General features: G+C 37.0%; 8 protein-coding genes. 1 reads left to right on the forward strand and 7 read right to left on the reverse strand.

The features are described from left to right. Positions 1-45 precede the first annotated feature (45 nt). From priA to BLR30_RS15615, 6 genes are all read right to left on the reverse strand, one after another. Positions 46-2,493: a replication restart helicase PriA gene (gene priA, locus BLR30_RS15585; RefSeq protein ID WP_089860938.1), complete on the reverse strand. Its 2,448-nt coding sequence runs from the start codon at positions 2,491-2,493 to the stop codon at positions 46-48. Between the two features lie 255 nt (positions 2,494-2,748). Beyond that, on the reverse strand, positions 2,749-3,657 hold the full coding sequence (locus BLR30_RS15590; RefSeq protein WP_089860940.1) for an AEC family transporter: 909 nt from the start codon (positions 3,655-3,657) through the stop codon (positions 2,749-2,751). Between the two features lie 22 nt (positions 3,658-3,679). Continuing rightward, entirely contained in the window at positions 3,680-6,169 is a 2,490-nt protein-coding gene (locus tag BLR30_RS15595) for a beta-mannosidase (RefSeq protein WP_089860942.1), read from the reverse strand. Between the two features lie 1,048 nt (positions 6,170-7,217). Next, a complete protein-coding gene (locus tag BLR30_RS15605; RefSeq protein WP_089860946.1) occupies positions 7,218-7,880 on the reverse strand; it encodes a copper homeostasis protein CutC in 663 nt (220 codons plus the stop codon). 87 nt (positions 7,881-7,967) lie between these two features. Beyond that, positions 7,968-8,963, reverse strand: a complete 996-nt coding sequence (locus tag BLR30_RS15610) for an isoaspartyl peptidase/L-asparaginase family protein (protein WP_089860948.1) — start codon at positions 8,961-8,963, stop codon at positions 7,968-7,970. 64 nt (positions 8,964-9,027) lie between these two features. Then, positions 9,028-11,286, reverse strand: coding sequence for a glycoside hydrolase family 20 protein (locus BLR30_RS15615; RefSeq protein WP_089860950.1), 2,259 nt, complete (start codon positions 11,284-11,286; stop codon positions 9,028-9,030). Positions 11,287-11,611: 325 nt separating this feature from the next. Here BLR30_RS15615 and BLR30_RS15620 point away from each other — a divergent pair, with 325 nt between their 5' ends. Then, entirely contained in the window at positions 11,612-12,370 is a 759-nt protein-coding gene (locus tag BLR30_RS15620; protein WP_228400786.1) for an outer membrane beta-barrel protein, read from the forward strand. A 99-nt stretch (positions 12,371-12,469) separates the two neighbouring features. On the opposite strand, the gene BLR30_RS15625 is transcribed toward BLR30_RS15620, so the two are convergent. Continuing rightward, positions 12,470-13,123 (reverse strand): CoA transferase subunit B, encoded by a 654-nt coding sequence (locus tag BLR30_RS15625; RefSeq protein WP_089860952.1) that lies wholly within the window; start codon positions 13,121-13,123, stop codon positions 12,470-12,472. Between the last annotated feature and the right edge of the window lie 91 nt (positions 13,124-13,214).

Raw genomic sequence — 13,214 nt, forward strand, 5'->3', positions numbered from 1 at the left:
ATACTTAGACCTCTTATAAAACCCTATAAAATTTGTTAAAAAATGTTAAAAATCAACAAAAACTTCTTTTTTTATGCTTTGATAAGCAGTAATTTCATCAAATTCTTTCAAACTTGTTAAAACCAACTTTTTATATTCGTCATATTTTTTTCCACGCGGAAGCTTAAGCATAATCTGAAACTGATAAAGGTTGTTAAGCCTCGCAATTTGTGCTTTCTCAGGACCTAAAACGCAGTCTTCAGGAAGATATTTCCTCAAAATAGAACCCAGAAACTGCGAAGCTCTGTTTGCTTTATCTTCTTTCCTATGTTTAAGTTCGATCATAATAAGCTTGGTAAACGGCGGATAATGAAATTTCTGACGTTCCGTTAAAATATACTTATAGACTTTTGCCGGTTTATTTATTTTAATCAACTGGAATACAGAATGCTCCGGATTAAAGGTTTGAATAATAATCTTTCCTTTTCCTGAAACCCTTCCTGCTCTTCCTGACACCTGTGTAATGAGTTGATAGGCACGTTCTTCCGCTCTGAAATCCTGAACATATAATAAAGAATCAGCCTTCGGAATAGCTACCAGCTCGATATGATTAAAATCCAAGCCTTTGGAAATCATCTGAGTTCCGACAACAATATCTGTTTCGCGGTCTTCTATTTTTTCATACAGTCTTTCGTAAGCAAATTTCTTCCTCATCGAATCGACATCCATTCGGTCGACTTCATGATCCGGAAACAGTTTTGAAACCTCTTCATGAATCTGCTCTACGCCTACACCCCGCTCATTTAGGTTTTCAGAATAGCATTTCGGACAGGTTTTAGGTTTGGAAGCTCTCTGTCCACAATAATGACATTTCATTTCATTGGCAGCTTTATGATACGTCATCACGACATCACAATTAGAGCAATAATTCACATAACCGCAGGTTTCACATTCTACCACATTAGCATAACCACGGCGGTTGTGAAGGACAATAACCTGATTTTTCTCTTCTAAAACTTTCTTAATCTCATCAATCACCTGCAAAGAAAAATTCCCTGAAACTTTTTTAGAATCCTGAGCTTCTTTAAAGTTAATCAGTTCATATTCTGGAAGATTGACATTCCCGAAACGTTCTTCAAGAAAAACATACGCCAATTTATCTTTCCTTGCATTGTAGTAACTTTCAACCGAAGGGGTTGCAGAGCCTAAAATAACATTAGCGCCATAAAAATTCCCCAGAACAAGTGCTGCATCTTTCGCATTAAAATAAGGTGAAACCTCACGCGGCCTGTACGCAGAATCGTGTTCTTCATCAACCACAATCAGTCCTAAATTTTGGTACGGTAAAAATAAAGCATTCCTGGTTCCGATAAGGACGCTGACATCATTTTGTCTGATTCTTCTCCACACTTCAACTCTTTCAAAGTCAGTTAATTTCTGATGATAAAAACCAAGCTTTCGTCCGTATTTCTTTTCTAATCGTTGGGTAATCTGTTTGGTTAAAGAAATTTCAGGAAGGAGAAACAATACATTTTTTCCTTCATTAATACAGTCTTCTATTTTATCTAAATAAATATGTGTTTTACCTGAAGAAGTGACTCCATGAAGAAGTACATTTTTTCCTTCTTCAAAGCCTACATCGATTTCTCCTTTTGCCACTTTCTGAGCTTCGGAAAGCTCTTCGATTTCTTCAATTTCTCCTTCATAGCTGTCAAGCCGATCTTTCTGAATATAATATTCTTCAACAAGATTTCTTTCTACCAGCCCCTTTAAATGAGAGTTTCCGAAATATCCCTCTTCAAAAAGTTCTGATTTTTTAATAAGAATATCCGGATCTTCAGTTTGCTTTTCAAGAATATACAGAAAAAGGTCTTTCTGCTTTTTGGCATTTTTTAATTGTAAAAGAATTTCCGTAAGGTTCTGGTTTTTTAAAACCTCATCGTTAATTTTAACGTAAGCTACTTCTTTTGCCTTATATTTTTCCGCAATCTTTTCGTCGATCTCGATGTATTGAAGATCAATTAGCGAGTTGATGGTTTTGATAATATCTTTTTTCGGGATGAAAGCTTCGATATCCGTTAAATTGATTAACTGCCTCACTTCCAACGCCTGAATCAGGTACATTTCATTGACATCCAGGTTTTCAAAATCAATCGTGATATTGGGTTTTAACTTTAAATACGTTTCACTTTCCAGTTTTAAGGAAGACGGAAATGCAAAACGGTAAATCTCTCCAAGCCCGCACAAATAATAGTCTGAAAGCCAGTTCCAGAATCGGATCTGCTCTTCCGGGACAATCGGCTTATCATCCAAAATGCTGATAACTTCCTTTACTACAAAATTTTCGGGAGCGATATCGTGGAGTTCAAAAACAATTCCCGTGTAAATTTTCTTTCCACCAAACGGAACCAAAACCCGCATTCCCACTTCAATCTGTGAAATTAAGTCTTCAGGAACTTTGTATGTGAAAGATCCTTTTAAATTTAATGGTAAAACAATTTGGGCGTAATTCAAGAGAAATATTTAAAATGTAAAATTAATTGTTTCTTTTGTGAACTGCAATTTTTATCAGGTCATTGTGATGAATGATGTGATTGGCAAACTTTTTTAACGCAGAGAAACGCAAAGATTTTGTTATTTTTTACTGAATATTTTTCGTTCGCAAAGGCGTTTCACTCAGCAAAGACATGAAAATTTACTTCTTGTATTCATTCCAGCATAGCTTTCTAAAATATAAATAATGAGTAGTTGGTAATGAGTAATATCCATTTAGAAAAAATATTCAATAATTTCATACCATATTGCAGAAGTAAAAAGCCCCACTATGATACTGAAACCGATCGTCAGGTTCGTCAATTTTGTATTCAGTAGGAACTGTTCGGCGATGATGCTGGAAGTAAGAACGGTGGGCATGGCGGCTTCAAAAATAGTGATCCTGGCGATATCTCCTTTTATGCCAATTAAAAGTGCAAAAGCAAGCGTGATGGCCGGTGCCAGAATAAGTTTGTATAGCATTGAAACTGACATTTGGGGAATCAGCTTTTTCCAGCCGTTGAATTTTAATTGCAATCCCACTGAAAACAACGCCAACGGACTTACCGTAGCAGCCAATTTATCAAAAACGGGTTCTGCCCAGCTGAAATCAATGAATTGAGACAATACTAATGCCAAAATACAGCCTATCAACGGAGGAAAGGTAATCAGTCTTTTCAGGATAAATTTTGCACTTACTTTTCCTGATGTACTTCCGCCTTTTACTGCTGCGATAATTCCCAGTGTTGACAGTGCGAAAAACATAGTCTGATCACAGATCACAGCAACACTCAATAAACTTTCACCGTAAAATGCAGAAACCAGCGGAAAACCGATAAATGAAGTATTACTGTAGCTGCTTACCAATTCCATTGTACTTCTCGACCGTCTGGAATAACCTTTAGACTTACTATAAAACATTATGAACAGAAACCCGAAAACCGATATCAAAAAAGTCGCTACAATCGGAAAAAGCATTTCGGTGGTCCAGTGTATGTAGGGAAGATATTTGAAAGATACCGCAGGAAGCGCAAGATAGAGAATCCAGGTATTGATTCCTTTATGGGCATCTGGATGGATAGATTTTGTCGCTTTTAAAACCATTCCTGCTACAATACAAACCGCAATCAGAACAAAATTTATCATAATTCGAAACTATGATGCAAATTTAAGGATTCATCGTATCCCAAAGGCTCATGACTTCAATTTTTTCCAGAGGTTTTGAAAGTTTTATTTTTCTTGATGTTTTAGGGAGTAAATCGAAAAAATTATCGCTAAAATGTGCGTCTCCCATCAAATAAATATCTTTTGCCAACACATCCGTAGAAATTTCAATTTCAGTAGCTGAGAGTTTCTTAATCCGAATATTGGGCTTTGTAAGCTTTAAATCTTTTGGCTTTGAGAAGAAATAATTGCTTTCCGCAATCATCTTATCTTTCGCACTTTTTACCATCAAATGCAAAAAGATTTCATTTTTATCTGAATCTCCAATAACTTCTTTTAGCGAAAAAGAAGCTAATTTTAATATTCCGTTAGATTGCAGTATTCTGTTATTTGCAGTTTTCACCAAACCTTTTTTTTCGCCATTTAATTTTATGATTTCGAAATCCAACGATACATTCTCAAACGTTTTCAGTTCATCATTAATGACATAAAAGCTTAAAATTTCATCTTTCTCTTCCTGCAAAATTATCTGATTTTCAAAGCTTCTTTTTATCTGATAATGCAACGCTTTCCAATTTCCGAGATAATCAATCGACGACCACGAAACGACTGGCCAGCAATCATTCAGCTGCCAATACAGCGTTCCCATATTGTAAGGTTTTGCGCGACGGTGAGCTTCAATCGCGGTCTGCATTCCGCGTGCCTGAAGCAGTTGGGAAACGTAATTGTATTTCACAAAATCTGCCGGAATCTTATAGTCCCGTTTCATATAATTGTCGATGATTTCCCAGCCTCTTGCGTGTTTCTCGTGTGCTTTGATGGTTTCGTTTTGAAGGCTTAGATCTGGCTTTCCTGAAAACATCGATTTTGTGGTCTGAAGAGTTGGCATTCCCTGAAAACCATATTCTGAAGCAAAACGCGGAACTTTTTCATTGTAGATTTCAAACGGCTGTTCGCCCCACCATACACCCCAGTAGTGGGAATCTCCTTCTGTTAAGCTTTCTTTATGTCCCCAGCCGATAGATGGTGAACTTGACCAATAAATCTGTTTATCAGCTGCAGCATACTTTTTAATGGCATCCGGAATAACTTTATGGAAAATCTGATTGTAATCTTTCCAAACCTGTAAAGAATCTTCCTTTGAATATTTGAACTGCTTCTGATATCCCCAGTTCACAATGGCTTCATCAATTTCATTATTTCCGCACCATAAAGCCAGAGCCGGATGATTCTGAAGTCTTTCCACCTGATCTTTCACTTCCAGCTCTACATTTTTCTGAAAGTTTTCATCTGCCGGATAAAAGCTTCCTGCAAACATAAAATCCTGCCACACCAAAATCCCATTTTCATCACAGGCTTTGTAGAATTCATCATCTTCATAAATTCCACCGCCCCAGACCCGGATCATATTCATATTGGCCTCTTTACAATCTTTGATGAGTTTTCGGTATCTTTCTTTGGTCATTCTTGGGGAAAAACTGTCGCCGGGAATCCAGTTCGTTCCTTTGGCGTACATTGGTTTTCCGTTCACTTTAAAATAGAAAGACTTTCCTTGGGCATCTTTTTCCTGAATCAATTCAACCGTTCTCAATCCGATTCGTTCTGACTTTTCATCGATGATCTTTAAATCTTTCCGTAAAGAAATTTTAACATCATATAAATTTTGTTCTCCCCATCCATTAGGTTGCCAGAGTTTTGGATTATTGATCTGATAAGGAATCGAAACGCTGTTTAACCCTTCTTTTAAAGTAAATTCCTGAGATTTATTATTGACTGAAATATTGTACTTTCCTTTTTCATCAACAAAAATTTCTGTATAAATATTTAAATCTGCTCTTTTTGATGTTAATTTTCCCTGTTCTACTTTGGTATTTTTAAGTTTCGCCTGATTCCAGCATACAAGTTTTACATCTTTCCAGATTCCCGCTGTCACCAATCTAGGCCCCCAATCCCAACCGAACTGATATTGCGCTTTTCTCACAAAGCTTCTCGGAGATTCAGGTACGGTAAAAGGAACTTTTTGTGCCAGTTCTTTTCCGACATTCACGGAAGATCTGAATTTTATTAATAGAGTATTTTCGCCCTTTTTTACATACTGCCTCACTGGAACTGTCCATTTCCGGAACATATTGTCTGTTGACTGTACAGGTTTTCCATTCAAATAAATTTCAGAAAATGTGTCTAATCCTTCAAAAACCAGTTCCATATGTTGATTCTTTAATTCTTTTTCCGATATATTAAATAAAGTCTGATAATCCCAGTCTTCATTTTCTATCCACTGAACTTTTTTTTCATTTTCATCTTTATACGGATCGGGAATAACCTTATTCTTCATCAGATCAAGATGTACCGTTCCCGGCACCGCCGCAGACATCCATTTTGTTTCTTTTGCGCTTTTGAATTGCCACTTTCCAGATGATAAACTTCGCTCAGAAGACTGCGCATTCATTAAAAACTGAATAAAGACTAAAGAAAAAAGTAAAATTTTGTTCATTATAATGGGTTTATCAATCCCGGAGTTCCTTTAAATACATCAAACCTGTTTAAACAGATTTATCATAAAAGCCGAACTCACGCTACATCAATTAAAAATATAAAATTAATGATTATCTTCTGCTTCTCATTACTATTTATTTCATGTCTGAACTTTCAAGAGAAAAGTTGACTTCGACAAACTCAAGCAATCTTGAGTGATAGGGTTATAGAGTGTAAGAGTTTAAATGATATGGGAACTAGACCTTCAAACCCTTTTTTAAACAACCCCGTCAAAAATTCATTTTGAATTTTTTGCCCCCGGAGGAGGGGAATTTTTGTGACGCTTTGAATTCTCCATCGCTCATACTCTAAAACTCTCCAACCCTCACCACTCACTTTGTCATTCCGTAGGAATCTCGGCAAAGCTGTTAAAGTCAGCATGGAAAGATTCGTGCTTAAATCCCTACGGGATGACAATCGGAGTACCCAGAATGGAAGTTAAAATTTATAGTGAGTCCTTAAAACATTAGATTTGCTATCATTTGCTGAGCGTTATAGTTTATGCTGAGCCTGCCGAAGTACCTTTGCGAACGAAAAATAAGCGCAATTATTTCAAATAAACCCTTACGTTCATTGCGTTAAATTCACATAAGAAGTCGGGCGAATGCAAAAAAACTCTGTCCGACAAATCCTTCCCAGCCGAATTAAAATATATAACAATAAATATTCTATTAAGCGTTGTTGTTTCCGAGAGATGTTCTCATCGACCGATGAGAACACATTATCACGCTCGAGATAACCTTCTTATCTCGACCGATGAGAGACCCTTGTGTCGGGCGACGAAAGCATCTCTCGGAAAATAGAGACCTAAAGCTTATGCTATCGTCAGTATTTTATCGAGAATTGCGGTTCTTGAGTCTTTTAATAAAGGCTCGCTGCTATATTGCGTTACCACTAATTTATTTTAACGCTATCGACGCGAAGATTTGTTGAAAGGATTGCGCGTATTTTTACAGGATGCTAATGTTGAACGCTATTCGTAAGATTTATATTTAGCAATGCATATTCTACTTACTTTTTAAAGCAACTACCTCATCCTCATCGGCAAAAGCTCCACCATCTGTAATGGCAGAAGAATGGAAATACGAAGCTTTTGTAAAGTCCCGGATTTCCTGAATATTGGCAGAGCGGAGTCCTCCGCCGACGAGAATTTCGATTCTTCCATCTGACAGCTCCACCAATTTTTTCAGGTTTTCTTTTCCTTCCGAAACATTTGGTTTCTGACCGGAAGTAAGAATGGTTTTAAATCCACATTCGATTACTTTTCCCAATGAAACTTCCAGATCTCTGGCTCTGTCGAATGCACGGTGAAATGTGCATGGATAAGGCTTTGCCAGTTCAACCAATTCCTTATTTTGCTCTACATTTACCTCATCATTTTCATGTAAAATACCGAAAACAAAACCGTCAACGTTCAAAGATTTTAATTGAATCAAGTCAGATTTCATTTTCTCAAATTCTACCTCTGAATACGTAAAATCTCCTCCTCGTGGACGAATCATCACAAAAATAGGAATGTTGATTTTTTCCCTGAGTTGTTTTACGGTATCAAAATTTGGGGTGGTTCCGCCTTCGCTTAATCCGTCGCACAATTCTATCCGGTCGGCTCCGTTTTCAAATGCAATGATGGCCGATTCCGGATTAAAGCAGGCTATTTCTATGTTGGACATTTTAGGTTTAGGTTTAGGTTTAGGTTTAGGTTTAGGTTTAGGTTTAGGTTTAGGTTTAGCAAAATTAATTTCTAATTTCTAATAAAATTATTTTAAAGCAAATCCTGGTTTTTCCAGACGGTTGCCCTTATTATCATAAACGGCAAAATTGAATCCGTCCTGAATACAATACGAACCATATTCTCCTTTTTTATTAATCGCGATAAAACCCACCTGTATATCTTTCAGGTTCTTGTTTCTTCTTTTGGTAATCTGTACAATTCTTTCCACCGCTTCTTTACAAGCCTGTTGTGGATTCCTTCCCTGTCGCATTAATTCCACCACCAGATGAGTTCCGACCGTCCTGATTACTTCTTCCCCATGACCTGTAGCCGTTGCTGCTCCGACTTCATTATCGACAAACAATCCTGCTCCGATGATGGGCGAATCTCCTACCCTTCCGTGCATTTTGAATGCCATCCCGCTGGTGGTACACGCCCCGGAAAGATTTCCCTGAGCATCCATTGCGATCATTCCGATGGTATCATGATTTTCAATATTAACAATCGGCTGATATTTACTATCTTTCAGCCAATCTCTCCATTCTTTTTCGGATTCAGGAGTAAGCAGATTTTCTTTCTTAAAACCCTGCGAAACCGCGAATTGTAAAGCTCCATCGCCGACCAGCATTACGTGAGGTGTTTTTTCCATGACCGCTCTGGCTACCGAAATAGGATTTTTAATATTTTCCAAACAGGCTACTGAACCAATATTGTAATTTTCATCCATGATGCAGGCATCCAGCGTTACTCTTCCGTCTCTATCCGGGCGGCCTCCATATCCTACACTTCTTTCATTCGGGTCATCTTCTACCAAACGAACTCCTTTTTCCACCGCATCTAAAGCTCTTCCGCCTTTTCCCAGAATGGTCCAGGCTTCTTCATTGGCTTTCAAACCGAAATTCCAGGTAGAAAGAACGATAGGCTTATTGATTATTTTATTGTCGTTTTCAGGAATATTTTTACCAAACATATCCAAAGGATTCAACAATAATGCGGATGATGCAATGGCTGTATTTTTTATAAATTTTCTGCGTGAGTTCATATGTATATAAGGTTGAGGTTGAGGTAAAGGTTAAGGTTGAGTTTGAGGCTAAGTTTGAAGTTATTTAGTTTGCTCCGATTTCATCGACGAATAACCATGCTTTTGAATCGGCTCCCGGGTTTCCTGCGGGAATAATTCCTGCATTTTCTATTTTTACTTTTATATATCTTGAATTTTGATTTCCTACATTTACCTTGATTTTTCCGTTGACAGAAAGAATATCTTCTTTTCCGATTTCTTTTATCATTTTAAAATCCGTTCCGTTATCTGAAATAAGAACCTGCGCAGATTTTGCAAAATGGATCCAGCTTCCTTTATTATCCAATGTATTAAAATAAACTTCTGAGAAAGAAGTTTTCTGTCCAAAATCAATGGTCGCCACGACATCTTTTCCCTGAAATCCTAACCATGTTTTCCCTAATTGTCTCTGATTTCCGATGATGCCATCAACCAAAGTAAAAGCTCCTCCGAATGAATAATTCTCGCTTGGCTGCTCTTCAAGTGTAATCTTTTTTCCAGTGGTTTTTGATATGGTGAAATTTTGTGAAGACATGGCACTTTTCAGTTGTCCGTTTTCAAAATAAGCAGATTTTATTGTTAATGAATTTAAAACTGGTATAGGGCTTTGATAAGGCTGAGAATTTACCGTAGGAGCTTTTCCATCAAGTGTATAACGAATTCCTTTTGGATTTTGCGATGTGGAAAGTTCGTAGGCAACACCATCTTTAAAAGGAATTACTTTTCCTGAGACATTATAAATACTCTTTGCATAATTTACTCCTAATTTATCCAGTGTTTTGAATTCGTTGATGACTCTGCTTTCAAATTCTTTATAATTTCCAGGATCTGACGTTTCCCAAGCAACCTCAGAAAGTGCTAGCAAACGGGGAAAAATCATATATTGAACCTGTTTAAAATCAAGAATATATTCCGTCCACAGATTAGCCTGAACGCCTAAAATATATTTTGCTTCCTGTGCATTCAATTCTTCAGGAATCGGATTGTAAGAATACACTTTTTCCAAAGGTGTGAAACCTCCGAAAGCGTTTGGTTCCGTCGCAGGATCACCTTGGTAATGGTCAAAATAGCAGTAAGCTCCGGGAGTCATTACAGCAAAATGGCCTGATTTGGCAGCTTCCACTCCGCCTTTAATTCCCGTCCAGCTCATAACCGCCGCGTTTGGTGCTAAACCTCCTTCCAGAATTTCGTCCCACCCGATAATTTTTCTTCCTTTTGAATTGACATATTTTTCAATCCTGTGAATGAAATAGCTTTGTAAACCATGTTCATCCTTCAGATTATTTTTCTTGATTAATTCCTGACAATGGGCACATTCTTTCCATCGTGTTTTCGGGCATTCATCTCCTCCGATGTGAATATATTTTGAAGGGAAAAGCTTTATTACTTCATCTAAAACATTTTCCAAAAACTTAAAAGTTTCATCCTTCGGACAGAAAACATCATCAAAAACGCCCCATTTCGTAGCCGGTTCGAATGGTCCTTTTGTACAGGCCAATTCAGGATATGCCGATAAAGCAGCCAGTGCATGACCCGGCATTTCGATTTCCGGAACAATGGTGATATGTCTTTCCTCCGCGTATTTTACAACATCTTTAATCTGTTCCTGCGTGTAGAAGTATGGCCCGTAAGGTTTTCCGTCAAACGTATTATCAACATAAGCTCCGATCATGGATTCTTTACGTTTCGAACCGATTTGTGTTAATTTCGGATATTTTTTAATTTCAATTCTCCAGCCCTGGTCGTCTGTTAAATGCCAGTGAAATGTATTCAACTTGTACATCGCCAGATAATCGATGTACTGTTTTACTTCTTCAACGGTGAAAAAATGACGGCATACATCGAGGTGCATTCCGCGCCATGCAAATTTCGGTTCATCTTCGATTTTCATTGCCGGAATTCTCCCTGAATCTTTGTACTGACTGAATAATTGAATGAGGGTCTGCAGTGCCAAGAAATATCCCTGATCGGTATTGGATCTGATAACGATTTCCTTCGCTGAAATATCAATTGAATATTTTTCTTTCTGCCGGTCACTGGATGGTTGTGGGGGGAAAAGGGAATTAACGAGATGAACGCCTTGATCTTTTTTACCATAATTGAATGTAGTCATTCCTGCGGTATGTTTTTTAAAATATGCTGTTTCTTTTTTGGGAAGATTCTCATCCAGCTTCAAACTTTTAGGAATGATGAATTCTCCTTTCAGAAATTCAACTTTCTGCGGATAAGGAATTAAATTTAACCTTGTCTGAGCACAAAAAAAAGTTGAAAACAATACAGAAAATATCAGTAAAAAACGCTGCATTTTATGAGTTTAAGATTTAGGCGAATATACTTAATTTCTGAAAAATTTAAGGCTGATTTTACTGCTTTCAGTATCAAAAGTTTAAATTTTTCAATAAATCTCAATTATAATTCAAATTTGAAAGGATTGTTTAAAATCTCCGTTTGTTGTTATTAAAATTTTATAAAAGAAACCTTACGATATTTCAAACTAAAATACCAATATAAAACATTCAAAATATAGCGTATTAATTTTTAAATTAAACAAACAAGCCACTTAATCTACTGTAAATTTAAAAATAATATTTATGATTTTTAACGAAAGTGATAAATATCAAAAATGACAAATGTCATTGAAAATCATCGTAAAAAAAGAAGGAAAGCCCGGTAAATTTGATCGTGTTAATAAACAAAAATCTATGAACATGAGAAAAATGTTATTGGCTAGCTCTCTTATAATAATGGGACTATGCAATGCTCAAAAAAAACAGGAAGGTTTAAAAGGAACTTGGTTTGCTACTGCACAATTTGGCTATCAAAGTACAAATGACGGCTCAGAAAACGGCAAATCGTCCAGTACAACAATTTTGCCTCTTGCCGGATATTTTGTCGGGCCATCTACCGCTGTAGGGATTGCCGTAGGAAATATCGGAGTAAAATCGACCAATCAGTTTGCTGACAATGTCACTTTAAAGACCAATCTTTTGGTGGTGGAACCTCTGGCAAGAAAATACTGGAACATTCATGGAGGTTTATTCTTCTTCGGGCAACTTGCAGCGCCCATCATTTCAGGGAAAACTAAGGTAACAGCAAACGGACAGGCAGTACCAGACAGTGATATTAAAGTAAATCAGTTCGGATTGGCTTTATCCGGAGGATTGGATTATGTAATGTCCAAACATTTTACAGTGGAATTTTCTTATAATCTGGCCAATCTTTCTTACACAACCATTAAAAATTATCCCGGAACAACAAAAGATATCAAAACAACAGATTTTTCTTTGGCTCACGTAGCTACGGTAACACCAGACTATAACCAGGCTGTACTCGGACCCAACGGAAATGCAATTTCTACGTTGTCTTTTGGATTTAAATTCTTATTCTAAAAACACACTGAATATTATATCTTATTTTTCATAATAATAATACTTTCTTCTAAAAAAAGCTGTTTCAATTGTTCATTGAAACAGCTTTTATCTTTTTTATTAAAACTGCATTTCAGGAATTTCTCCTTCAATAATCAGATCAGCTTCCGTTGATTGTATGATGTGTTCCACGGAAACACCGGGCGCTCTTTCAACCAATTTGAATCCGGCAGGAGTGACATCCAATACGGCTAATTCGGTTACCACTCTTTTTACACAGTTTACCCCCGTTAAAGGAAGTGTACATTTTTTAAGAATTTTGCTTTCTCCGGCTTTGTTGACGTGCATCATGGCAACGATAATATTTTCAGCAGAGGCTACGAGATCCATTGCACCGCCCATTCCTTTCACCATTTTCCCAGGAATTTTCCAGTTGGCAATATCTCCGTTTTCGGAAACTTCCATTGCTCCGAGAATGGTAAGATCTACTTTTTTACTTCTTATCATTCCGAAACTGAACGCAGAATCGAAGAATGATCCACCATCTAAGATGGTAATCGTTTGTTTTCCGGCATTAATGATGTCAGCATCTTCTTCGCCTTCATACGGAAATGGCCCCATTCCTAACACTCCGTTTTCGCTCTGGAATTCTACATTGAGATTTTCAGGAACATAATTGGCGACCAAAGTCGGGATTCCGATTCCGAGGTTTACATAATATCCGTCTTTCACTTCCTTTGAAATACGTTTTGCTATATCTTCTTTACTTAACATGGTAATAATTTGAAAATTTGTTTAATGAGCCAATCTGGAATTGACTTGTTTTTTAATTCAAAATGCGTAAGATTTAGTATAAATTGCTTCA

Origin of the sequence: Chryseobacterium taeanense, assembly GCF_900099685.1 — a bacterium.
GTDB lineage: Bacteria > Bacteroidota > Bacteroidia > Flavobacteriales > Weeksellaceae > Chryseobacterium > Chryseobacterium taeanense.